Source organism: Bradyrhizobium sp. UFLA05-108 (genome assembly GCF_059803455.1).
Window position 1 is genome coordinate 1 of sequence record NZ_JBANAZ010000033.1, and the last position, 24,313, is coordinate 24,313.

The following is a 24,313-nucleotide window of genomic DNA, read 5'->3' on the forward strand; positions in this document are numbered from 1 at the left end:
GGCCACTTCTACATCCATAATGGCGACGATTCAGCCTTCGTTTGCGAACGCGGCTGAGTTCTTCAACAGCCTGCTAGAGCGAGTTACTCCGGCGGTTGTCGCTCCTCACCCCACAGTCTCCAGTGCTTCGGACAAGGATTCCTCGAACATCTTAAGCCCTTGATCTAGTGTCTCAGCATCGATCGTGAGTGCAGGCAAAAGCTTTATAACCTGATCATTGGGGCCACATCGTTCCACAATTAATCCCTTCTCAAATGCCTTGCGCGTCGTGGCCTCTGCGACTTCGGGCATTTGGCAGTCAAAACCCAACGCCATGCCCCGCCCTCGAACAGCAAAACTGTTTCTATACTGTAATGCAATGGCCTCAAGGCGGGATCGCATAAGTTCTCCCATGCGGAGAACCTTCTGCGAGAACGTATGGCCGCGCCAATAAATGTTTATTGCTGCGGTTGCAGATACAAGCGCAAGATTATTGCCGCGAAACGTGCTGGTGTGTTCTCCTGGCAGCCAGGAGTCGATTCCTTCTTTGATCAATAACATTGATAGTGGCAGGCCATAGCCACTTAGCGATTTGGACATTACAACAATATCTGGCGACAACGTCGCAAACTCGAAGCTAAAGAATTCGCCCGTCCGACCACAGCCCATCTGGATATCATCAACTATGAAAAGGGCACCAGCATCCTTTGCTATGGCCTGAATTGATTGCAACCACTCTTTGCGAGCTACGTTTATCCCCCCCTCTCCCTGCACAGATTCGACGAGAATGGCGGCCGGAGCATCGATGCCACTGCTCGTGTCCAGCAATACCTTTCGCATGTACTCAGCCGCATCCACAGCTGGCCCAAGATAGCCATCATAAGGCATGAAAGTTGCGCCAGCCAAAGAAATGCCACTGGCTCTGCGATGAAAACGATTAGCGGTCGCAGCAATCGCTCCTAAACTCAAGCCATGGTATCCATGCGTGAATGAAATGATATTTTGGCGTCCCGTGACTTTACGTGAGAGCTTTAAGGCTGCCTCTATAGCATTAGCACCTGTTGGCCCCGTGAACTGGAGTCGGTATTTCAGGCCCCGTTCCCGAAGGATGACAGAGTTGAATGTCTCCATAAATTCGAGCTTTGCAGGCGTGGCCATGTCAAGCCCGTGGACTACAGCATCCGATGCTAGATACTCCGTAATTGCGGCTTTGATGTCATGATTGTTGTGGCCGTAGTTCAGCGCTCCAGCACCAGAGAGAAAGTCAATGATCTTTCGTCCATCTTCGGTTAACATAATAGATCCGCGCGCTCGACTGAAAATAGCCGGAAACGAACGTGAGTACCAGCGGACGTTCGATTCTAGGACTTCAATCGCCTGCAGTTTACGCGCCTGGTTGCTGATCACTTCACGCATGGTGGTATCCTGGGTAGTGGTTCAATGAGTTAGGCTTCCGAGATTGGGGCTGTGGACATAACGACTTGTGTTCGGCGGGACTCATATTGCAGTGCGTGCGGCCCAGAATGGCTCCACTCGCATACATGAGAACCGAGAATAACGAACCTACCAATGCTCGTAGTCTTTGGCGCCATCTTGCGCGAGCGCGAAGGGACCTGTGGCCAAGTCGCTGCGCTTGGACAACGCTTACCGCGTTGCCCACATACCCACAGAACACCAGAGGAAAAGAGCTGGTCGAGCTGCAATCACAATTGACCGCGGGGCTTTACCAGTGACAGAAAACGACCGCCACAACGCCTCCACGCCCGGGCGACATCATCCCTGAATCGTGGGTGAGATCATCGCGGAATCGCGGTCTGCAACCGCCTCCTGAGCGTTGCCGAGCTCGAGCTGCGCAGTTGCCGAGATTGTACCATCAGGCAGTCAGTGTTGGCGATGCCATAGCGCTCGGGTATTGCTCGGTGCAGGTTGGAGCTGCAGACTCAAGTGGCATTGTCGAATTTCGCATGCAGCTCGGCGAAAGATCTCGGCGGCAACTGGACTGGCGCATTCGACTACGCGGACTTCCTTCTGCTCTGGTAGACAAGGATTGGGTTGCCGAGCCGGCCATCACCGAAAAACTGATGTTCGATCAGAAGCTTTCGGACCGCTTTTGATTCGGAGTCTTCGGCAGAATGAAGAACGGCTGACGCGTCAATATTCACATAATAAGGGGCCGAATAGACCGCGACCTTTATCACCGGCACGAACTTCTCGCTCCTCGTGTGCTCCCGGATTACAACAGGTGAGTTGCTCCCGAGCGAACGTCATGGCTGGGTCGGCTCGAGTTCCATGCACAGCCGTGATGGGCCAAGCCAGCGCCTGACGAAGAGAGATTTTTTGCGTCCTTACTAGAGCCTGTCTTCAGTTGAGCAAGATGAAAGCCGAGGCCAGGTATACGCCGGCGACAAAGTTTCTAGCGAGCTTATCGTAGCGCGTTGCGATAGCGCGAAAGTGCTTGAGTTTGTTGAAGAAGCGCTCGACGAGGTTGCGCTCGCAATAGAGGGCGAAATCACACGCTAGCGGAATCGCGCAGCGGGATGAGAAGGAATGACCGAGGTGATTTGCCTGTTGGTGAGGGCTTGGATAAAGGCATCGGCGTCGTAGGCCTTGTCGCCAATCAAGGCCGCTGGATCGGAATTCTCAAGCAGCGGCTCTGCACAGGTGAGATCATTGGCTTGTCCTGGCGAAAGCATTCAACTCCACGGGATTACCCAACGCATCGACGAGCGCGTGAATTTTGGTGCTCAGTCCACCCCGTGACCGGCCGATCGCTTGGTCGCCGTTTTTTTTACGCGCGCCAGCACCGTATTGATGGGCACTGACAATCGTGGCGTCGATCATCATGTATTCGTTGTCGTGATCACTCGCCAAAAGCTTGAAAATGCGCTCGAAAACGCCACTCTTCGCCCACTGGCTGAAGCGCTGATAGACCACCTTCCAGTTCCCGAAACGCTCCGGCAGATCGCGCCAGGGGATCCCCGCTCTGTATCGGTACAGAACCGCGTCGACGAACGATCGATTGTCGGCAGCGGTACCACCGACATGACCTTCGCGTCCCGGCAGAAACTCTTTGATCCGCTCCCATTGGTCGTCGCGTAATGCGCAGCGTCGCATCGGCTGGCCCCCTCCAAAATCCGACCACCCATGAATCACTCATTCCCTGATTTGGGAATACCTCAACTGAAGACAGGCTCTAGATCAGATGCATGCCGGCGTCGATGCGCACGCATTCGCCGGTCATGTTGCTCGAGGCCGGGCTCGCGAGGAAGCAGACGAGCTGGGCTACGTCTTCGGCGGTCGAGACAACCTTAAGAGGCACACGCGCCACCACGGCATCGCGCACTTGTCGGGCAGCGATCTCGCCACGGCCCTTGGTGAACCAAGCTGTATCGATATAGTCGGGACAAACAGTGTTGACGCGAATGGAAGGGGCCAGCGCCCGCGCCAGCGGCAGCGTCATGGCATTCAGCGCGCCTTTGCTCGCTGAGTACGCGACCGATGAGCTGGCACCGCTGATGGCTGCGACCGAGGAGACGTTTACCACCGCGGCAGGCAGTCTGCCCACTTTGGCGCTGGCCTCGAGCAGAGAGCGCGCCGCACGGATCATCTGGTACGGCCCGATGGTATTGACGGCATAGATGCGCTGGAAATCCTCCGCTGAGAGCCCCTCGAGATTGTGATGCGGCACATGTTTTGTTGTGCCGGCATTGTTGACGAGCACGTCGAGCCGCCCCCAGCGCGCGGCAGCCGCAACGATTTTCTTGCAATCCTCATCGCGCGAGACGTCGCCCTGTATTACAACGACCTCGGCAGCGCCCGCCTTACGACAGCCTTCGGCCGTGGCTTCGGCTTCCTTCTGGCTGTTCGAATAATTGACCACGATGCGTGCCCCACCTTTGGCCCATAGCCTCGCGGTCGCGGCGCCAAGTCCCGACGCCGAACCCGTCACGATCACGCACAATCCATCCTTCGACATCGTTACCCCTTCTTGAGCATTCAAGCCACATGGTACCGGCGGTACGCCATTGCGCGCGACAGAACGCGGCCAACCTCGCCAAAATGTATCGTGGGAGTTGGACACAGGTCCGCTGCCGGTGCTGACGTTGCGCCGCATTTTCTAGCCCGTGAACAGCCGGCCTCCTCGTCACCCTCTAGCGTGGGTGCGCGGAATAGCTGAGAGCTGAAGGCACTCGTCGTCGGCGCCGAGGAGCGTGAAGACGTGGGCCCGGTCGACGGCGGATAGTTCCCAGAGTTGAGAGGGGCGCGTTTCGACTGTGGTAACTGCCGAACTTCGGGTGGGACTCGCCATCGACGCCGATGCAATGGGCTCAAAGTGTCGGTGGCGTTACCACAGACCTGGAGGTGGCGCCCCGCAATGAGGCGGCCGTTGTAGTCGATCCAGGCAGACGGTATCCGTCGCCTTTGCATTCGCAGCGGGCCGGGGCCATTCATGAGCTGCCGAGCGCCATCACGCAGCCGCTGTTCCCAGGGCGCGAGCGTGTCGACCGCGCCGCAGCTCCGTGCGCGCAAGGCCACCAAGCAGTCGTCACGCCTCTGTTCGGGGTCAGGGACAGTCGGATTCTCGGCCCGAGCGTCTGACCGCTCGGCAAATTTGTCTAGGAAGGCATCGGTCACCTCGGGCACGTCGGTGAGATTCCTCCATGGACACTTGAGCTCAGGTCGCCATTTCTCCATGGACTGCTGGACGCCAATTCCGCCGTCGCCGATGTGGAAGAAACCTATGACTGCCCAGCGCAGCCCGAAGGAGCAGCGGACCGCGTCATCGATCCGCTGCACTGTGCCCGGGTCGCCGCGCACCAGCCAGAGCGCCTCGCGCAATATCGACTTCTGCGGCCGGTTCGCGATGAACCTCCGCACCTCTTTGCGCAACCCGAGCGGGTGCATCACCATATTCGTCCGATAGATCTCCGTCGCGCGCTCCGGCGTCTCAGGCGTCACGCGCTCTGCGGCGCACTGTTCAATGAGCGGCAGTAGGTAGACCGGCTTGGACGGGCTTGTGACGAGCAGGTGCTTGGGATATTGCATCTCCGCCCGCAACAACAACGGTCGAAGCTCCGAGGCCGAGGAGCAGATCAGGGCCCCAAGCACGGGCGCGCGGCCGGGGGCCGCGAGCAGCTGCGGCTTGAGCTCCAGGCGCTCCGGCTCGGACTTCCGCAAGAGCTCCACGCCGAGCACCGCGTTCGCGGCCGACGCCACTACCGTGAGCGCCCTTTCGGCCAGCAGAGGAACCGGCTTCACCCCCCGATACGCCTGCCTCGTGTTGCCCAGTATTTTCTGCACGCGCTCGACCGCACGAGACGACGGGCCATACAGCCGCACGTCCACTCCGTTGAAGACGAACTGTGCGGCCTCGTCTCCTCCGATGCAGCCGCCCAGCAGCCCGATCACTCGCGGCCGGCTCTCAGAGAAGTGCGATCCCTTAGGCATGACCTCACTGTCACTGCCCTCTCAGGCACGAACTTTGAGCGCGAGCTTCTCACGCACCTCATCCGGGGGCATCACCCGCACCTCGATCCGCTCGAGAATTTCTACCGCCCGCTGCACGAGCTCGGCGTTAGTCGCCAGCCGCCCGCGGGAGAGATACAGGTTGTCCTCCAGCCCAACCCGTACGTTAGCGCCGACCGACGGTGCCAACGCCACATACGGGAGCTGCATCCGTCCAATTGAGAAGGTCGAGTAGACGGCGCGCGTCGGCAGACGGTGCACTAGCGCCATCAGCGTGGTCGGATCGCCGGGCGCGCCATAGGGAATCCCCATGCAGAGCTGGATCAACGGCGGATCGTTAATCAGCCCCTCTTTGATCAAATCATTCACCATCACCAAATCACCGGTGTCAAATACCTCGAGCTCAGGACGTACCCCAAGCTTCTGCAGGCGTGCAGCCATCGCGCGCACGGTCGCTGGCGTGTTGACCAGGATCAACTCGTCGCGGGTGCCGTAGTTCAGCGTCCCACAATCCAGTGTGCAGATCTCGGGGCGCAGCTCTTCGATGTGCACCAGCCGCTCAAGCGCGCCCACCATGTCTGTCCCGGCGGCCGGCGGCAGCGGAGACTCCGCCCCCCCCAGCACCAGGGCGCAGCCCATCCCCGTGGTCAGGTTGATTACCGGGTTCACATCCGACTTCCGAATGCGCTGCACCACTTCCCGATACAGCGCTGGATCCCGCGAACCCCGCCCGGTCTCGGGATCACGCACGTGGATGTGCATCACCGCCGCTCCAGCACGCGCCGCCTCAATCGCCGATTCAGCAATTTGTTCCGGGGTTACCGGCACATTCGTATAGTTTGGCGTATTTCCACCCCCTGTTAGCGCACAGGTGATAAAAACTTCGGAAATCATCTCACTCTCCTTTCCGCTGGGAGACATACCAATCCGGGTCGTAGCGGCTATTTTCAGTCTGATAAGACCTTCTTTGTTGTTTCGAGCTCCCCTTCAGGAAGCATCGCTGTACCGATGATACCCTCGCTGGCCAACTGCGCCATTTCAGCGTCAGAGAGGCCGAGAAGTTCCGACAGGATTTCTATGTTGTGTTGTCCCAGCATCGGCGCCGCTGCACGGATTGGATAGGGCTCCAAACCCTCGCGAATCGGCAATGACGGCTGCGGATGCCTGCCTATGAAAGCGCGTTCGACCTCTTGCAGAAACACGCGCGACCGGAGATGCCGATCGTTAAGCAGGTCAATTGGGAGACGGGCTACGCCGGCAGCAACCCCCGCGGCTTGTAACTCAGACATGGCCTGATCCGCGTCGCGGGTGAGCGTCCACGCTTCGATACCTCTCTCCAGGACATCTTCGATGCCACGGCGACCTTCCTTGGATTTTAGCGACGGGTCCGCGACCCAGTCTGGCCGCCCAATAACTAAGGCAAGCCTCTGCCACATCTCTTCGTCCGTCGCCGCTACCATGATCCAGTTGTCTTCACCCGCACATCGGAAGCAGCCATGCGGTACGAAGTGCGGATGGCGATTGCCATACCTTCTTGGTGGCTTACCACTGATCGAATGAACGGTGATCCATGGTGCCGCAAACGGCATCATGCATTCGATCTGGGCGAGATCGATGAACTGACCCAGCCCGGTGTTGCGGGCGTGAATCAGCGCGACCAGAACTGCAGCGCAGCCATTGAGCCCACCGACAGCATCCCCGAACGCAATGTGGCTCATCACGGGTGGACCGTCGGCGTTTCCGATCACACTTGGCAATCCCGAGCCCTGCTCAAGAGTCGATCCGTAGGCCCGGCAATCCCGATTGACGCTGTTTGCGCCAAAGGCCGACATTGACATCATGACGAGCCGAGGGTTGAGCGTCCTGAGCACATCGTAGCCAAGCCCGAGCTTCGGGAGCACATCGACCGAATAATTGTCGACGACGACATCAGCTCCCGCCAAAAGCCGTTTAGCGAGAGCGAGGCCCTGCGCTCGCCTGAGGTCGAGTGTGATACCACGCTTGTTGCGGTTCATGATGCAGAAGCGCGCCATCTTTTCGTACATCTGTGCATCGATAAAGGCGCGCCGTCGGTCAACACCGCGCCACCAGTCCGGATACTGGATAGCCTCGATTTTGATGACGTCCGCTCCGAGATCAGCTAGTGTGCGCGTGCACAACGGACCTGCCCAGCCCATCGAGAAGTCGATGACCCGAATTCCCTGCAAGGGCTGCCGGGTGGCATCGATGCGGCTGCGTGACGCCGACGCAGTGCGGGCCGAATCTCGTCGCACATTCTCGATAATCTGCCGCTCGCCCAGGGCCGGAACCTTTCCTCCCCGACGCGGCGGCGTCAATGTCAACCGCTGCACTGAGCCGACCGTCAGGCCCTCTTCTTCGCCAAGCTGAACAGGTACGATCGCGCCGCGCACTTTCTGCTCGGTATCCTGAAGCAGATCGGATATTTCCGGCACTGGCACGATGGGAATCCTTCGTTTTCGCCCCTCTGCGAACCACTCCTGTGCGGTCCGCGCTTTCAACCTCGGCATAAACACTCGTTCGATCTGTTCCAGGTGTTTCAGGCGTTCTTCGCCGGTGATCCAAGCCGATTCATCACGCAATTCGGATAGGCCGAGCATGTCACAGAATGCCCGCCATTGGGCCGGTGTTATCACCGTGACGCCAAGCCAGCCCTTTCTAGTTTCGTAAATGCCAACTGGAGAGCCTGGCCAAAAGCGGTTAGTGCCAATCCGGCGCATCACGTCGCCGCACGCAAACGCCTCTGACAGGAGATACTCACTGAGAGCGAGGCTGGATTCGAAAATGCTGAGCGACCACGATCGTCCTCCTCCGCCCTGCACTTGTGCAACCGCCGAGGAAGCGGCGGCAATGAAGCCCCACAGGCCAGCGAGGATACCCGTTTGGAAATCCGGTGCGTGCATCGGCGGGCCTTCTGGCGGCCCAACCAATTTGATAAGGCCGGCGAGCGCACGAACGGTTGAATCGGTTGCAGCGAATCCTGTATAGGGCCCATTTCGGCCGAACCAGCTCGCTTGGAGGCAAATCAACCCCGGACGGTGCTGGCGGACCGCGGCTAAATCAATAAGGGGGCAATCTGCCGCATCGACTTCGCGACCATCGATCAGAATGTCACAATCCTCGATCAATGTTGTCAGTCGTGTGCTCGCCTGTGGCACGGTCGGATCGATGACGATGCTTGACTTGTTGAAGTTCAAAAACGCGAACCATGCGCTCAGGCCGCTAGGCGTTAATGGCGAACTCCGTCGAAGTGCATCACCTAGCGGCGGCTCGACCTTCCGGACATCAGCACCGAAATCGGCAAACAAACGCGCACAGTAGCTAGTTGCGGCCGAGCTACCGATTTCGACCACCCGCAGATGGGAAAACACTCCCGTCGAGGGATCCATTGTGACGCTCGGAAACATAATCTATCTCACGATACGAGATACGGGGAGTTGTCAGCTTTACACCACTAGCAACCGATCGAGGCACTACCTACTCTGGTGAGCAGGAGTATGTTTGATTCCAGAGAATGACTATTGGGCGGTATTGACATTCAACTCCAGTAGAGTTCTTAAGCGATGGTCGAGCCTGTGCGCCGCGGTCTTCTGGATTGTTGTGGCCGGATTGGTCAGGCGATTTTGTGGTGGGTGAGAGGACGGCTTGTCGACGTACGGCTATTACATCGACACATTGATCGTTGACATAGAGTTCAATCGAGCGCGCAAACGGTGACACCGCCGTCCAACATGGACCAGCATCTGCGAAGGAATGAGCAAATATAACTTTCTCTGTATTTCTTCATCTATCCAGACGCTCATCACGAGGCGACCCGGCGCTACAAGTCCTCTACCACCGACCGCGTTCTCAACGTCACGTAGTATCAGGAGCTGGCGCAGTGCGGACATTTTCGCCGACACGAGCAATATCGACACGATCAACCATGTCGGAAAGCACTTCCGCATGCGAGGCCCGCTCAACGCTCGCGGCTGCAGCCAGGGACTGAGGGTCTATATCCAGACCAACTCGTCCGACGCTGCACGCGCCTTTGCTGTCCACCTTGCTGAGGCGATCTTCATGGCACACCAGACGCCAGCGAGCGCTCAGGAGGTCCATGCCGACATCCGCGTTCGGCCGCAGTCCTGGTGAGATCAAGATGCTGCCTGGCATCAGTCCCTTCATTGCCAGCACTCGAGCCGAGGCTGACTGGCTGCACGAGGGATTCAATGAGTTAATTCATCCGGAATCTTCGCTGGCCTAACTTCAGCAGATGACCGGCCCTGATCTGAACGGATTCACTCTTGAAGGCTTCTTCCCGCATCACCTGATCGACATCTGCGGCGCGCAGCTAGGCAAGTCGATTCAAGCTGGTTATCGAGTGATCGTGAGGGGCCGACAGTTCGTCGCCTCGTACAGCGACTTGCTGGCGCACGTGGCCACTGGGTGATTACCGTGGCGGCCGGAGAAGATCGTCGAAAACATCCAGGACCCTGGCTCGAGAATGGACGGCTGAAGGCTCCAACGTCATGTCCTCTTGGCTGCCCGGAGGCTTCGATCTCTTCGCCGAGCAAGTCTAGTCATGCCGATCTTGCGAAAGGGCACGCCTGTCCCGTCACGACTACACCGCAAAAAACTGCGCGAGCACTACGGCTTGAGCCGTCCAGGGAGCGTGTTCTTTCAGCGCCGTTCAGGCGATCGCCAGACTCGCTGGGAGCGGAACGACGCTTACCGTTGACGTTACCGGCCTCTCGCTAGACCAATTTAGGGTTGCGACCGCTGGCCTCGCTGGGTCTCGTCACCCGTTTTGCTCCTCGAGTGCCCCCTCGACCTTTAATGCCGCTTTTTCCGTACTCCCTAAGACCTAGCCGGTTCGGTATCCCAAGCAGACTCTGGTGTGGCAGCGGGGCGGCGGTATTCGGGCGTCGCAAAAGGTGAGCACGCGGCGCTTGAGTTGTACGAACTCTCTCTCGGTGACAAGTTCGGCGTTCCTTGGCCGCGCAGATAGCAGGAGAATGTCTTCCGTTCTTGCGCTCATGACGATAGTTCGATCGGCCAGGAGCAACGCTCCTTCAAATATCATGAGCGACGAACACCGGTCGTCGGAATTTTCGTTCAGATCTCGGCACCTCCTGCATCATACAATGGGTCTGGGCGTCCAGCGCGCCGAACGGCTCATCCATTAACAGAACCCGCGTTAATTGATCAGAACCCGAGCGATCTCAACTTGCTACTGCGTCCCGCTGGAGAGCTGCGAGGGGTAGAAGCGTTCGAAGCGCTCAAGCCCGACCAGCCTCAGAATTTGGTTCGCAGCGCGGCGGCGTTCGGCCCCGCCCCGGGGTCGTGGACGCCATCATTTACGCGGTGGGGCATTCTGAAATCGAGGCGAATATGTCCAACTCGTTCCGACAACCTTCCGTCTCGGCCTGGATTCATCCACGTGCTGTGCCAGCGGAATCGCCCAGCTCACGCGCGGCGTTTCATGAATAGAAGGAGAAATTTGGCAATGTCTCTCTGCCTGAACTGCCGCCTCTTCATAGTGGCCTTTCACTTGGGCCTGGGGCGTTGAACGAACACGAGACTGGCGCCTTTGTGCGAAACTCGTACCTTGAGCATCTTCACCAAAGCCTGTAGGTACGGGATCTCCTTGCCTGCGGGCGCATAGCGACTATTGTGACGATGCGTCACGAAATCAAAGCTCGAAGAACTCGCGAGGCAATTTCGTTAATGGTTCACCGCCAGCGTCGGTAACGCGAAAAGTTTCGCTGATCGCGTACCCGACATCTTCACCGATCCAGTTTCCAAGCATGAGGTGAAAAGTCATGTTCGGCTTCAGGATTGTTGTATCACCTTCCTTGAGGCTGGCGGTCGGTTCTGTCCAATCGATCCCGACAGCGTAGCCACACCGCGATTCCTTCTCAAAACCATACTTTTTCAGAGTGGTGTTGAAAGCCACCGCGACATCGCTACAGGTCTTTCCGGTCTTGGCAGTGGCAAGCGCGGCTTCCAATCCAGCAACCTCCCCCTCATGCAACCTCCTCATATAGTCTGATGGCTTACCAATCGACATCGTGCGCATGAGCGGGGAGGTGTAGCCGTGGCGCACCCCGGTAAATTCGAGGTTGATCTGTGAACCCTGTTGGAAGACGTCCTCGGTCCAGCGAATATGACACGTAGACGTGCGTGGCGTAGAGCACAGAAAGAAGCTTGCGATATCTGTGCCCGACTTACCATTGGCGCCCCGCACCAGTGTCGCAACGATCTCGGCGGAAGCGTCGGCTTCGCGCACGCCGGGCCGAATGACTTCCTTTGCTCTGAGCATTCCGGCGTCGGAAATGGCGGCGGCTTCGCGCATCATTGCAATTTCCAGATCCGATTTCACACCTCTAATCCAGGTAACGGCGTTGGTGAAATCGGCAATTTTCGCTTCAGCAGCTCGAGACCTGAACTTCTCGACGGTCAAAGCCGGCAAGAATTTCGCTTCAAGGCCGATCCCCTTGCGGCCAAGCCCGTTATCCAAAATCAAGTCGATTATCGCATCGTATCCGTCTTGATCGGGATTGGCGATGAGCGCCTCTGGATAGCCAATTACATGGCTCCGCTCGACAAACATCTGATGCAGTGCCGCTGGTGCGTCCATGCGGCGTGTGATGAAGGTCGGCTCTTCATCCTTTAGAGAGACGACCAACCCTTGCGGCACATATCCGGACTTTGCCGTGTATCCGGAAAGGTACGTAATGTTGGCCGGGGTGGTGACCACCAGCACTTCAACCTCACGTCGCTCCATCTCTGACTTAACGGCAGTCAATCTTCGCAAATATTCAGACCGGGGGAACGCCTGCGAGGCTCTTGGCATTGCCATGATTTCAACTCCTTCCTAGAATATCAGCTCTTCTCTTGTGTTCTTAATCAGGTCATCAGGTCAACAGTGCGTATGTCGGGCCTGTGGCGACATCGGAGCGCCTTTCCTTTGGCAGAGCGGCAAAACCTGATGTCGACGTAAAGGCCGGCCTTGTGAGAAATGTCGCGTCCATCAGTCCAGGATCTTTGTCAGCTCTGGGTCGCGATATTGGCATGACGCATCTCATTCACAAGCGTCCTGTTCGGCACCGAAAGTTGTTCGCTCCCGATTCAACGCCAATGTGTCGTGTTGAGGTCTCGAGTTTCCAGGCTAGCAAATCGACATCGATGGAAGCAGCGATTTACTAGATCACACGCAGCAATACTGCAAAAATTGGCCTGATGCGCGCATTCGCCGAACCGTCTTCACCGTGGCGACCGTTTTGGATCAACGATTCGTAAACAGTTTGGTTGTTGTTGCCTTTAAAGGGCTGCAATCCCCCGCGGATTCGGAGTCATCAGCCTCCCAGCTCCTTGGTCATCCTCGCTCCGAGCACTGCAGCTTTCTCGATAATGCCTTGCAGCCGATCGGACTATTCAATGCCGCCCTGAATAAAGACGTCTGCCGCGGCATCGCCGCGCCCGATCAGTGGTTGTTCTGTAGGGGTGAGTTTTCGATACGGAAAGCATGATGCCTCGAGCGGAACGAATCTCCAGGCTAGTATAGGCGCGCATTCATAAGCCGCCCTCCACAATGGCCTGCCTGCGTCTCAGTCTGTGTAAAGGACCGTTCCACCACCCCTCCTCCCGGCCGTGGGCAATGCTTCAACCCGGACTCTCCGGCGATGGTCCTTTCCAAGTCGAGCGCGCCGGCCATCTCAGCGACGAAAAGACTACCCGCAAGTTCGGCGATGTGCCGCAGATAAATGCTCCATCAAGCTGCACTAGGTGGTCAACGAGATCTGGCGCCTGCGCCGGCAGAGCCCCTTTGAGAGGCGCAGATCGCGACCCTTGGAGGCGCCGCGATCCCGACCGTTCGGCCGAGTTCCAGCTCGAGCGAATTCGGTCAGAGATGGATGACCTCTGTCGCGACTGCACGGGGTGCCCGGCGTCGCGCACTGGGTCAATTGCCAACTAATCCCCTCCCTTTCGGATGAGCGAAGGGGAGAAAGTCTCTATTCGCCTGGAATAACACGGACGTCGATCGGATTAATCGTGATGTTGAGCAGATCGCCAGGCTTGGGATGGTTTCCAAACAAAAACCGCTCCTGCGTCATCAGTTGCTCACCGTTAAGATCGAGCAGGAGCCGTGTCGCCCCTCCGGAATAATGGGATTGAAGGACGCGCGCCTGATGAGATGGCCCGGCCGCGCCGTCGGTCGACAGCGTCACCTGCTCCGGCCGAATGACTGCGGTGCTGGACCCAGGCTTCCAATTACCCATGAGCCTTAGGCCGGCAGTTGACGTGAAAGCGCCGTCAGCATCTACCATGCCCTTCAGCAAGGAACACCAGCCGATAAATTTCGCAACGAAAGATGTTGCCGGAGTTTCATAAATCTCACCAGGCGTCCCAATCTGTTCAACCTGACCAGCATTCATGACCACAATGCGGTCTGACATTGAAAGCGCCTCTTCCTGGTCATGTGTAACGAAGAGAGTTGTGACATCAACAGTTCGGACCACCTCTTGCAGCTGTTCGCGCATGCGAACCCGCAACTGCGCGTCCAAATTCGAGAAGGGCTCGTCTAGAAGCAGTACTGCCGGGCGTATCGCCAGCGCACGAGCAAGCGCAACACGTTGTTGCTGGCCACCGGAAAGTTGAGTTGGCAGTCGCTGAGCAAGATGAGGCAACTCCACGAGTTCGAGCATCTCCCGAATGCGCTTCTCGCGCTTGTCGCGGGGCCACTTCAAGTTCTCGAGGCCAAACGCGACGTTTTCCGCGACGGTCATATGCGGAAATAGCGCGTAACCCTGAAACACCATTCCGGTATCCCGCCGATAAGGCGGCTGATGCGTTATATCGACACCGTTGACGCTCACGGTCCCGGAGGTCGGTTCTACAAATCCAGCGACCATCCGCAGCGTCGTCGTCTTGCCGCAGCCCGAAGGGCCCAGCAGGCAAATCAATTCACCACGACGCGCGCTTACCGAAATGTTGGCAATGGCGATCGTCTCTCCATAGTGCTTGGACACAGAGCGCAGTTCTACGATAGAATCACCAGTCTCTCGAACAGAATTTTTAGGCTCTCGAATTAAAGTAAGCATCTCCCCTCCCGGCCTACGCCAGTCTTTCCGCGCCGATCAAGCGCTCGATTGTCAAAATGACGACCAATGTCACGACGATCATGATGCTCGATACGGCCGAAACGAGAGGATCGTAGCTGGTATCGAGATATGCAAAGATCTGAACCGGCAGGGTCACATTGCCGCCGTATGTCAGAAACGCCGTAACGGTTACGTTTCCAAACGATGTCACGAAGGCGAAGATCGCAGCCGACAGCAGCCCGGGCAGTATGAGGGGCAGAGTGATGCGCCGGATGACTTGCAACGGCGTGGCTCGGAGGTTCATCGCAGCTTGCTCGAGCGTTTGGTCATGTAGCGTAAGGCTCGCTAGAATCGTGCGCATCACGTAGGGAATCGCAAGAACGAGATGACCCAGGATCAACGGGTAGATTGTCTGGGTAAGTTTCAACCACGCGAATAGCTGCAATAGTCCGATACCAAGGACAACACCGGGGACGACCAATGGCGAGAAAGCAAGATCCTGCAGGAACGATTTGCCTCGGAACGTAAAACGATTGATCGCGAAAGCGCCGGCAAAGCCAATCACTAGCGCCATGGCGGCAACGAGCACGGCAACGTACGTGCTCGTCCAGAGCGCCGTCATAAACAACTCATTCTCCCACGCTTTTTGATACCAGCGCAGCGAAAACCCAATGGGCGGAAATTTCATTGTGTCTCCGCTGGTGAATGAGGACACGATCACCAGAATCGCAGGCAATGCGAGCATTGCATATACGACCGCCCGAATTGACGCACCGGACACCGTCATCAGACGGTCGACGGGATCAGAGTGCATAACGTCGCCCCTTGCTGATCACACGCGACGCAGCTAAGGCGTTAAGCGCCGTTGTGATACCGAGTCCACTAACGAAAAGGACGAAAGCCATCGCCGCGCCGGACGGCCAATTCAGCTCCGTCATGATCCTCTGATATATTAAGCTTCCGAGCATGGTAACGCGGTCTCCGCCTATGAGTCGGGGCGTGACAAACGCTGAAATAGATAGCACGAAGACGAGATTGAAGCCGACCAGAATGCCAGGAGCCGCGAGCGGAATGATAACCTTGCGAAACGTTACAAAGCGGTTAGCGCGCAGATTAGCTGCGGCCTGCTCGATCACGGGATCGATCTGAGTGATGACGCTCATGACAGACAAGATCATAAATGGAAGGAACTGCTGCACCAGCACGGCTAGGACGGCCGGCCGAGTAAAAAGAAGTTGCTTCGGCGAAGAAAAAACACCGAGGCTCACGAATATTGAGTTGATGAGTCCGCTGCGCCCAAGCATGACGAACCAGCCAAATACAACAACGACAAGGCTGAGCGTCAGTGGCATGATGACAATGATCATCCGCCACCGCCGAGCGAATGCTGGCAGGCGAGCGAGCGAATAACCCGTGGGGAAACCGATCACCAAGCAAACGAAGCTGACGATAAATCCGTCGACGAACGTCTCCAACAGAACCGAGGAATAAAATGAATCCGAAAAGAAATGGACGTATTGTTTGAGGCTGAAACCGCTTCCATCGAGAAAATGATTGCTGGGCAGGAAACTGGAGCGTAGCAATCCCAACACTGGCACGACTAAAAAGCCTGTGAGGAGCAAGACCATCGGCGCCAGCAAACCCGCTAGAATCAGAATACGACGATTTAGGAAGTACTCCTTCACGATCGACCTTTCGAAGTTCGTGTTGTATGGCAAGGAAGTACCGGAGCCCGCCAAGCAAGACTCACCTAGATTCGAATTTCCTTGTTGAGTCTCTCGATCCAGGAGCTGCGGTTTGCCATCAGGCTTTGCCAATCGATCTTCATTTTAAGAGCAATTCGCTCTGACGAGTTAAAGAGGAGATCTTGGCGAAGCTCTTCCGGCAAATGGATATCGGTTGTTGCGCCATACCGAAGCGCCTGGGGAATTGCCAGCATTCCCTGATTGGAGAGCAATTGCTCAGCGTACGCGTGAGCCGCCTCTGGGTACTTCATTCCCTTGACAAGGTTGATATAGCTCGTCACGGAGCAAATGCCCTTAGGCGGGACAACGGTCACAACGGGAACACCCTTTCCACGCAGCTCATGGGCGCGACCGTCCCAGAAAATGCCTGCATGGACCTCTTCGTTCTGGAACATCTGCACCTCCGCCACATTTGTCAGAGCGAACGCGACGATATTCGGCTTCGCTTCGGCCATTATCTTGAAGGCTGGCTCCATGTTCGAGATCGAGCCACCATTTTCTTCAGCAAGTGCCAGAAGGAATATGCTGTTGCTCGTCGTCGCCGGGGCCGGAATGACGAGGCGACCTGCCAAATCAGGTCGAGCGATATCGGAGTATGACGTAATTGGCTGCTTGGTGAATTTTGAGTTGTACACGGGGATGACGGACGCGACACTGAATGGCACGCCATGATCGCCGAATTCACGGAACCCGGGAAGCACCCGCTTTAGGCTGGGGACGTCTGTCGGCTCGATCTCTTCGACGACCCCTGCCTTAACGAGTTCGACCATGTGAGGGCTATCGCCCATGAACATGTCGAACGGAGGATTGTCCTTGTTTGCGATGAGCTTGACGAGGTCTGCCGATGTTACGCCTGCTACGAATTGAATTTTTAACGCATACTTCTCCTCGAGCGGCGCCGCTACCCCCTTCACCAGGGCTTCGTCATAGACGCCACCATATCCGTTGATGCGCAGCGTAATGCCCGCAAATTTTTTCGACTGTGAGTGAACATAGGGTGCGGCCAGCGAGCTGGCTGCTGTCGCTGACAGGATTTTCAAAAATGTTCGCCGTTTCATTTTCCGACCTTCCTTCTTGTTCCCCGCAGTAAAAACGAAAGTATCGCGTTTCACTCGACGAACGGACCGTCGCCCGGATGCGAATGCCTCGTCCACGGGCGCGCCACTTGTCGTCTGAAGTCACGTGCGGCGTCTTGTCTGCGGATCGCGCAAAATGAGTTCGACATGTGAATGATCCAGAGCTGAAATGCTCAACCTTCCGGGACGCCACTGATTGCCACGCAGGTGGAAGCTAAATGATGCCGCGCGCCTTAAGTGTCTCCATCCTCTTCCTCGGCAGCCCCAACAGTTCGGATAGAACCTCTTCTGTGTGCTGTCCGAGCAGCGGGGGTGCCTGCGCTTCAGTGACAGGTGCGGAGAGAACTTCATCGGAGAGCCGACGAGACGAAGCTTTCCCCCGGCTGGATGAGCCACATTTGTGCACGTCTTACGATGCCTAACCTGAGGATCTTCGAACACCCGGTCCAAGTTGTTGATCGGTCCACAGGGGACTTGAACTGCCTCAAGAGCATCCAACCAGTAATCTGTCGAATGCTCGGACATCAATAATGCGAGTTCCGGGATCAGAATGCCGCGGTTCTGGACTCGGGCTGCATTCGTTGCAAAGCGTGGGTCCGCAGACAGATCCGGTCGACGCGCCGCTGCGCGGAATCGGGTGAATTGGCGGTCATTGCCAACCGCAACGATAATATGTCCAACAGATGTCGGCAACGCGTCGTAAGGCGCGATGTTTGGATGCGCATTGCCTAGCCGCGTAGGCACTTCTCCTGACGTGAGATAATTCATCAGAGCTTGATTGGCCAAGGTAGCGACCTGAACGTCCAATAAGGATAGATCGATACTTTGTCCTTCTCTCGTGCGCCGTCGGAGCGCCGCAAGCAGCGCTACGGTCGCGTACATGCCCGTGAACAGCTCCGTGATCGCAACTCCCACCTTGACGGGACCACCTCCAGGCACTCCGTCCGGAAGTCCTGTTATACTCATGAGACCGTCCATGGCCTGAATCATGAAATCGTAGCCCGCGCGATCTTTATATGGTCCAGTCTGACCAAAACCGGTGATAGAGCAGTAGATCAAGCCCCTGTTGAGCTGGCTCAGTTCTTCATAGGCAAGTCCGCATTTGGACAGCCCGCCGACCTTATAGTTCTCAAGCAGGAAGTCCGATTTCGCCGCCAATTGCTTGATCAGCTCTTGCCCGGCAGGATCTGTGATATCAATGGTGACCGACTTCTTTCCGCGATTACAGGAAAGGAAGTAGGCCGCTTCCGCCGTTGGACAGCCCGCACCATCGGCCAGGAAGGGGGGCCCCCACGCCCTTGTGTCGTCTCCAACTCTAGGACGCTCCACCTTAATCACTTCCGCTCCTAGATCGGCAAACATCTGGCCCGCCCACGGCCCTGCCAGAACACGGCTGAGGTCCAACACGCGAAGTCCGCTTAGGCATCCTTTCATTTTCGAATACTCTCAATTGAGCGCCTGAATACCCGTCTGTGCCCGCCCGAGGATGAGAGCGTGGATATCGTGCTTTCCCTCATAAGTATTCACCGCCTCGAGGTTCATGACGTTTCTAATGACATAGAATTCGCCGGAAACACCATTGTCGTGCAAATCCCGCGCCACACGCGCAATCTCCAGTGCCTTGCCACAGTTGTTGCGGTTTACGAGGGCAAATCATCTCGGGAGCATCGCCCCCCTCTTCCATCAGTCGTCCGCGCCAGTCGAATTGCTTGCGATCCAGCGTGTACTGACGGGCTGCGTGTCAGCACAACTCAGCTGCTCCTATGGCACCCCAGGAGATGCCGTAGCGCACACGATTAAGGCAGACGAACGGCCCCCTGAGGCCCATCACGTTGGGCAGTAGACTGTCTTCGCTCACTCGAACGTCCTCCATTACGATTTTTCCGCGGTTGGCTTCGAGTATTCGCGGCATGAGCTTTTCCCGGCAGTACGAATGTGCTGTGTCGCGGACCGATCGCTCCTCTCCGGTAAGTTGCTGGTCCACAAGAAGCCGATCCTCCCAATTGATGGCTTGCACGGCATGACGTAGTGATACGGGGCGTAATGCTCACCTCAATGACATGCAGCGTTTGACCGAGTTTGTGGGGCCGACCGGCAAAAATCGGCTCAAAGGCCTTTTTTTTGCAGCTTTGCGGCGAACGCCACCTTCGGGGTGATGTCCGCTCCATTAGGCGTACGTTATGTGCCGTCGTTGCTTATGCCGACGTAGTCGTTGCTGAAAACATGTCTACGGCTTCCTTATGCATCCCAGATGGCTTCACATGGAGCGAGCGCCGCACAGTCCTGGTCGTAATCCTTGCAGATACCCCCGAGGTATTCATCGGTGCTCTTGCGCTTGCTACCAAGCCGAAATGCGAGATGCGCTGGAACGCCGGGCTTAACATCTCTTCCGAAGGCGTTCCTTCCAATCAGCCGAGAAGGCTTTGATCGCTAGCGCCCAATTTGGCGACGCCGCGCTCAAACTCGGCGGGGTCTTGTTCGCGTCCAGCAAGAGACGCGCGGCTTAATTCGCGCTCGAATGCAAAAGGTCGAAGGGGTGTAGACTGAGAGTCAGACCTCGGCGTTTCACTGAAATCCATTCAGTTCACCGACTAACCTCGGCCTGCTGGGCGGGGGTATAATGCGACCCGACCGACGCATTGTGCTGAGATGCAGCCATAACGGGATTGGATCGGGTGGCGTGCGATATATCTCAATGCTCTCTGCGCCGAGGCGCGAACCGCACAACCGTTGGTCCTGAGCTCCGGATGCACAATTAACAGCTCGACCGCAAGCTGGTCCGCTCGATCGGCAGCCACGTTGACGTTTTCCAGAATGAGACCGCCTTGGTTGTTGCACTCCTCAGCAATTACAAGATCAAAAGAGCAGTACGGCACCAAAGCCTCCCGTTTCGTCGGATTGCCACTTGGGACAGACCCTCACACCGCGCTGAGGATTTGTGAGCAGTTTGGCCATTCTCTATCGCTAGGGATTGTAGGAGTCGCAAAGTGTCCAGCGGCACGGACTCGCCTCTACTCTATACTTCTTGCGCAGATTACAGGCAGAGTTGGTCGAGATTCGCCATTGTAACCCAGCATCGATGAATATTAGGGTCAATTGGGAAATAAATGCAATTTCATGCAAGCAGCATCGATGGCCGATCTGGTCAGTCAAATGCACGAGACGATGGTAGCTTCAACCGGGCCGGCCTCGCCCTGTTATTGATCAAACCGATGCAGTTGACAGAAATCTAAAGAGTTGCAGGCCTGTGCCGCATGACGAGGCGTCATCTGCAATGAGCACGGTATGGTAAGCATTTTGGCGAGTTCGTCTTTTACCTTTCCTTTTGACCAAACGCCTCTGCCGCCGCGCCGACCGCGCGTCACATCGTCATAGAGATTGCGCCGATCGAAACGCATGTCGCCTCCGCTCCAAGCTCCACGGACTAAGGTAGCGTTCGGCAGCGACATAGGGTCGGACAACTTGGCCAGCGAAGCAGGCGACGTGTTTTAGCATCCCGCCTGGGTTCTCCTGCGCTCACGCTTTGCGCAGCTTGCGCCCATCGTTTTGTGGTCTCCAGGGCAACTCTCATGAATTCGACAGATCGAGAACGGTAAGTACGACCGTCGGAATGATGGGTTCGTCGCGGGTTCTAAGTGTCGCCCTCCGCACATATGAGTCGGCGCCCTGCGCGGCTGCCGAGCTAGAAATAAATCGACGGACCCGTGTTGCGTCGTCTCATGTCGGTGAGCGCGTCGAGTTCAGCCGAATCGTACACGGGCTGTTGGAAGCGGCTTACCGTATCGGTATCGTTGATGACGGCGGGCGCGCTGCGAAGGATGCTTTCAGCGCCGCTGCCGTGCATTGGCGATTGGATACTTCGTGCGCGCGTCGGCGCAGTAGCGCCCGGCGCTCCGGGCCGCGGGCCCCACTGGTAACCGATGGCGATTTGATGTTTGTAGCCTCGCCCATCACGGATGGTGCCAATATTGGCGATCGTGCCGTCGTCGATCAGAATTTCGCGGGAGACGAGTTTCTACATCTCATTGATAACAGCGGCGATGGCGATCGCGTCGAACGCCCCTTATGCAGCGTCCGACATTTGGCCAGTGATGGTGAGCTTGAACTGGCGGGTGGATTTACAAGGCTTTAGGAGATTCTTCACAGCCGACTAAAAAGGCCCCCGACGGGTATGCCGGAGGCCTTTCTTGGAGGTCAAACTTAGATCTATACAGCCGTTCTCTTTATCTCCTTCTCGCTTAGCCGAGGCTCACCAATTGCGCTGAGCGCGCAGCAACAAGATCAAGCTGTTCTGATCCTTTAGTTCGTAGACAGCGCCCGGCTTGGCGATACCGGCCTGCAGCGGCAGCGTCACCGTGCTTCCGTTCGCATACTTCTGGTCGAGCATCATGTAAGCGATATCGGCCGAGAAGGTCAGGTTCTTGACCGGGGTCCAGCTAGTGACCGTGCCGACGGCCGCATAGTTGAAGTCGGGATTGCAGCCGGCAACTCCGCTCGACAGCGCGAGAGTTGTGACAAATGCGCCGCAGATGTAGCCCTTGGCTGTGCTGTTGTATCGCACGGCACCCCATGCACCATAGACGCTCGTGGCCCAGCGCGGATCCCAGTTGTGCGTGTAGGCACCATTGAAGCCATAAGTCGTGGTCAGTTGCTGGCCGGCGCCAGCCACGAACACAGAATCAGAGACACCTGCAATGCCAATGCTTTGGTAAGCATTCAGAAGGCCCGTACCGCCATACATCGCGAACTTAGTGGTCATCAAATCCTGAAAGTTGTAGATGCTTGCACCGTTGGTGTAGGCGCCTGACATGTTGATGGTGTCACCAGGCCCCGTCGGGATGTTTTTGATCGACAACGCCAACTGTCCAGCCCAACCCCACTTGTCACCCGGATGGCTAGTCGTCTCGTCCGCGCCGTAGTAACCAGCATGGTTGTCGTGCGCCGCGAACGAGGCCTGGAAGAGACCCCAGGCCTGGTCGACGCGAAGCGCGGCGATGAGGTCGGGAGACCGGGAACCGCCGGTGTTGGTGGCACCGTAGGCTCCAGTCGCGAGACCTGCAGCAGTCGCACCGCTCACGTTCCAGATATTGCCGGATTCGGCGACTGGATCCTGAGCCGAGAACGAAGCGGTAATGCCCTGGCCAAAGTCGGCCGTGTAGCTGAGTTGGTTGACGCCAGTGACGAAGCTGGCGCCGCCCGGGAGAGCATCGAAATTGTTCCCCGGATAGTTCGTCCAAGGTGCGGAGAACTGCGAGACAGCCCGACCCATCGTGAAGCCGGCGAACTGGATGAAGGCGGCATAGACGCCGAGCGAACCACCAGCGAGTTGAGAACCTGGCGACGTGGTATACGCGGTCTGGCCATTTACACCACTCGTACCCGCACCCGAATAAGTGCCCGTGATCCAGGTGAACACCCCACTGAAGTAGGTGCGGAGCACACCGTACTCGGTCGCGGTACGTGTATCGATGGTCAAGGCTTCACGAGCCTTGGAATAGTAGTAGTTGCTTAGCCGGTTCCGTGCTCCAGCTACGCCGGCATTTGCGGCATCAAAGACAGAATTCGAGGCGAAGGCGGTTTCGACGCGCAGATAACCACCCAGCTTGAGGCAAGTGTCACTGCCGGGGATGTAGTAGAATCCCGCACCATACAGTGAGCAGACCTTCACATACTCAATCGCCTTCGCCTTCACGGGAAGATCGGCCGCCTGTGCCCCGGCGACTGCGAACATGGCAGCGGAACCGAGGATAAGACTCTTTGTCAATTTCATCGATGAACCTCCAAGTTGGAAACGCTCGTTTCCGTCCTTCAAAGATCCGCCGCTACTGGCCTCACCGCGTGGGCAGGGTGCTTGACGGAACGACTTCGAGGCGCCCCCTCGCTGTCCATCGTCATATAATTTCTTAGATCAATTGCTACAATTAATTAATCGCAGCTGATCTTTTTTAGTAGGAAAGTGTCGCAGTTGGGCAACATGCCTGCAAGCTAGCCCTCCGGGGAACCACAAACCGGAGCCATGGGACAAAAAAGAACCCCCGAGGGGCATCTCGGGGGCTCCATTTGGAGGTTAAACTATGACCGCTGGTCTAAAATCTGAACGGTCGAGTCCATATAGCAAATACAATTGTATTTAATCTATTCCATTGTCTCCTGTAACCTGCGCCCTTCTTCGAGAGCTGTATCTGTTCCATACATATATTCCCGCTAATGAGCGATCGGGCGTACCTTGTGGCGACTAGAGATTCGGCGGAAAGACCCAACATGGGCGAACAAGAACAACTCAATAGAGCCGTAAAGGATTTCATCTGGAGCGTTGTCGAAATCCATGCCCAACTTGAAGCGATACATAAGAGTTGGGCTGAGATGCTGGGAATAACCGAACCGCAATGGTTGATCCTGATGGCTATCGACGAACTCGATGAAGGCCGGGGCGTTTCGGGAATAGGGTTAGCCAATAAACTTCGGATTCATCCCGCCTTCGTTACCAACCAAACGAAGAAACTCGAAAAAATGGAGCTCCTAGCCCGCGTAACATCGTCTGAGGACGCACGATTCCTGCAGATGTCGCTGACTGAAAAGGCGCGGGGGGAACTTGTAAAGCTGTCAGACAAAAGACAAGCGATCAACTCGACAATGTTTGGCGGGCTCGATGAGGAGTCTCTTAGCTACCTCAATAAGCGGCTAAACTCGATTGCTAAGAACAGTCGATTGGCAGCTCAAAAGCTGACGATAGGCATATTTTAGGTACGATCGGGTCGAGGCTGAGCCCGCCAGTCGGGGTTGGCGAGGGGATGAAGTCGTCGAGATTGCAGAGTCCGCTGAACGAGTTGCGCGCAGGATACGTAGCGCAGCACACGCCGCGCCGAATCCGTTATCGATGTTCACGCACGTGAGTCCGGCAGCACATGAAGCCAATGCGCCATGCAACGCCGCATGGCCTCCTACG

Annotated in this window: 16 protein-coding genes and 2 pseudogenes; 3 read left to right on the forward strand and 15 right to left on the reverse strand. The window is 56.9% G+C overall.

Annotation, left to right across the window (positions count from 1 at the left end; genetic code table 11):
• Positions 1-105: 105 nt before the first annotated feature.
• Complete coding sequence (ectB, locus tag SO140_RS23530) at positions 106-1,395, reverse strand: diaminobutyrate--2-oxoglutarate transaminase (RefSeq protein ID WP_498543175.1); 1,290 nt, start codon at positions 1,393-1,395, stop codon at positions 106-108.
• 548 nt (positions 1,396-1,943) lie between these two features.
• Between ectB and SO140_RS23535 the strand changes: the two genes are divergently transcribed.
• Positions 1,944-2,093: a hypothetical protein gene (locus SO140_RS23535; RefSeq protein ID WP_498543176.1), complete on the forward strand. Its 150-nt coding sequence runs from the start codon at positions 1,944-1,946 to the stop codon at positions 2,091-2,093.
• A gap of 247 nt (positions 2,094-2,340) precedes the next feature.
• Here SO140_RS23535 and SO140_RS23540 read toward each other — a convergent pair.
• The 13 genes and pseudogenes from SO140_RS23540 to SO140_RS23600 all read right to left on the reverse strand — a co-directional run.
• Positions 2,341-3,093 (reverse strand): annotated as a pseudogene (locus SO140_RS23540) (IS5 family transposase).
• 79 nt (positions 3,094-3,172) lie between these two features.
• Complete coding sequence (locus SO140_RS23545) at positions 3,173-3,955, reverse strand: SDR family NAD(P)-dependent oxidoreductase (RefSeq protein WP_498543177.1); 783 nt, start codon at positions 3,953-3,955, stop codon at positions 3,173-3,175.
• Positions 3,956-3,975: 20 nt separating this feature from the next.
• Positions 3,976-5,388, reverse strand: coding sequence for a 3-hydroxyacyl-CoA dehydrogenase NAD-binding domain-containing protein (locus SO140_RS23550; RefSeq protein WP_498543178.1), 1,413 nt, complete (start codon positions 5,386-5,388; stop codon positions 3,976-3,978).
• A gap of 60 nt (positions 5,389-5,448) precedes the next feature.
• Entirely contained in the window at positions 5,449-6,339 is an 891-nt protein-coding gene (locus SO140_RS23555) for a beta-keto acid cleavage family enzyme (protein WP_498543179.1), read from the reverse strand.
• Positions 6,340-6,392: 53 nt separating this feature from the next.
• Positions 6,393-8,852 (reverse strand): CaiB/BaiF CoA transferase family protein, encoded by a 2,460-nt coding sequence (locus SO140_RS23560; protein ID WP_498543180.1) that lies wholly within the window; start codon positions 8,850-8,852, stop codon positions 6,393-6,395.
• Positions 8,853-9,318: 466 nt separating this feature from the next.
• Positions 9,319-9,627, reverse strand: coding sequence for a hypothetical protein (locus SO140_RS23565; RefSeq protein ID WP_498543181.1), 309 nt, complete (start codon positions 9,625-9,627; stop codon positions 9,319-9,321).
• A 1,507-nt stretch (positions 9,628-11,134) separates the two neighbouring features.
• Positions 11,135-12,304 (reverse strand): M24 family metallopeptidase, encoded by a 1,170-nt coding sequence (locus SO140_RS23570; RefSeq protein ID WP_498543182.1) that lies wholly within the window; start codon positions 12,302-12,304, stop codon positions 11,135-11,137.
• Between the two features lie 1,153 nt (positions 12,305-13,457).
• Positions 13,458-14,474, reverse strand: a complete 1,017-nt coding sequence (locus tag SO140_RS23575; protein ID WP_498543183.1) for an ABC transporter ATP-binding protein — start codon at positions 14,472-14,474, stop codon at positions 13,458-13,460.
• A gap of 85 nt (positions 14,475-14,559) precedes the next feature.
• Entirely contained in the window at positions 14,560-15,360 is an 801-nt protein-coding gene (locus SO140_RS23580) for an ABC transporter permease (protein ID WP_498543184.1), read from the reverse strand.
• Positions 15,350-16,231: an ABC transporter permease gene (locus SO140_RS23585; protein WP_498543185.1), complete on the reverse strand. Its 882-nt coding sequence runs from the start codon at positions 16,229-16,231 to the stop codon at positions 15,350-15,352. The genes SO140_RS23580 and SO140_RS23585 overlap by 11 nt, the downstream gene beginning before the upstream one ends.
• 65 nt (positions 16,232-16,296) lie before the next feature.
• Entirely contained in the window at positions 16,297-17,349 is a 1,053-nt protein-coding gene (locus SO140_RS23590; RefSeq protein WP_498543186.1) for an extracellular solute-binding protein, read from the reverse strand.
• 120 nt (positions 17,350-17,469) lie between these two features.
• The gene (locus tag SO140_RS23595) at positions 17,470-18,729 is read right to left on the reverse strand and encodes a CaiB/BaiF CoA transferase family protein (protein ID WP_498543187.1); all 1,260 of its coding nucleotides are present in this window, start codon (positions 18,727-18,729) and stop codon (positions 17,470-17,472) included.
• Between the two features lie 84 nt (positions 18,730-18,813).
• Positions 18,814-19,252: pseudogene (locus tag SO140_RS23600) on the reverse strand (acyl-CoA dehydrogenase family protein); the annotation flags it as partial.
• 2,046 nt (positions 19,253-21,298) lie between these two features.
• Here SO140_RS23600 and SO140_RS23605 point away from each other — a divergent pair.
• Positions 21,299-21,499, forward strand: coding sequence for a hypothetical protein (locus tag SO140_RS23605; protein WP_498543188.1), 201 nt, complete (start codon positions 21,299-21,301; stop codon positions 21,497-21,499).
• A gap of 117 nt (positions 21,500-21,616) precedes the next feature.
• On the opposite strand, the gene SO140_RS23610 is transcribed toward SO140_RS23605, so the two are convergent.
• Complete coding sequence (locus SO140_RS23610; RefSeq protein ID WP_498543189.1) at positions 21,617-23,137, reverse strand: porin; 1,521 nt, start codon at positions 23,135-23,137, stop codon at positions 21,617-21,619.
• A 491-nt stretch (positions 23,138-23,628) separates the two neighbouring features.
• On the opposite strand from SO140_RS23610, the gene SO140_RS23615 reads away from it, so the two are divergent.
• Complete coding sequence (locus SO140_RS23615; protein ID WP_498543190.1) at positions 23,629-24,111, forward strand: MarR family winged helix-turn-helix transcriptional regulator; 483 nt, start codon at positions 23,629-23,631, stop codon at positions 24,109-24,111.
• The last annotated feature ends 202 nt before the right edge of the window (positions 24,112-24,313 follow it).

Bases quoted from the DNA above. Each gene is read 5' to 3' on its own strand.
- SO140_RS23595 (WP_498543187.1), bottom strand. From the start codon at position 18,729: ATGTTTGCCGATCTAGGAGCGGAAGTGATTAAGGTGGAGCGTCCTAGA.
- SO140_RS23610 (WP_498543189.1), bottom strand. From the start codon at position 23,137: ATGAAATTGACAAAGAGTCTTATCCTCGGTTCCGCTGCCATGTTCGCA.
- SO140_RS23580 (WP_498543184.1), bottom strand. From the start codon at position 15,360: ATGCACTCTGATCCCGTCGACCGTCTGATGACGGTGTCCGGTGCGTCA.
- SO140_RS23565 (WP_498543181.1), bottom strand. From the start codon at position 9,627: ATGAAGGGACTGATGCCAGGCAGCATCTTGATCTCACCAGGACTGCGG.
- SO140_RS23570 (WP_498543182.1), bottom strand. From the start codon at position 12,304: ATGGCAATGCCAAGAGCCTCGCAGGCGTTCCCCCGGTCTGAATATTTG.
- SO140_RS23605 (WP_498543188.1), top strand. From the start codon at position 21,299: ATGTTTGTAGCCTCGCCCATCACGGATGGTGCCAATATTGGCGATCGT.
- SO140_RS23545 (WP_498543177.1), bottom strand. From the start codon at position 3,955: ATGTCGAAGGATGGATTGTGCGTGATCGTGACGGGTTCGGCGTCGGGA.
- SO140_RS23560 (WP_498543180.1), bottom strand. From the start codon at position 8,852: ATGGATCCCTCGACGGGAGTGTTTTCCCATCTGCGGGTGGTCGAAATC.
- SO140_RS23615 (WP_498543190.1), top strand. From the start codon at position 23,629: ATGGGCGAACAAGAACAACTCAATAGAGCCGTAAAGGATTTCATCTGG.
- SO140_RS23590 (WP_498543186.1), bottom strand. From the start codon at position 17,349: ATGAAACGGCGAACATTTTTGAAAATCCTGTCAGCGACAGCAGCCAGC.
- SO140_RS23555 (WP_498543179.1), bottom strand. From the start codon at position 6,339: ATGATTTCCGAAGTTTTTATCACCTGTGCGCTAACAGGGGGTGGAAAT.
- ectB (WP_498543175.1), bottom strand. From the start codon at position 1,395: ATGCGTGAAGTGATCAGCAACCAGGCGCGTAAACTGCAGGCGATTGAA.
- SO140_RS23535 (WP_498543176.1), top strand. From the start codon at position 1,944: ATGCAGCTCGGCGAAAGATCTCGGCGGCAACTGGACTGGCGCATTCGA.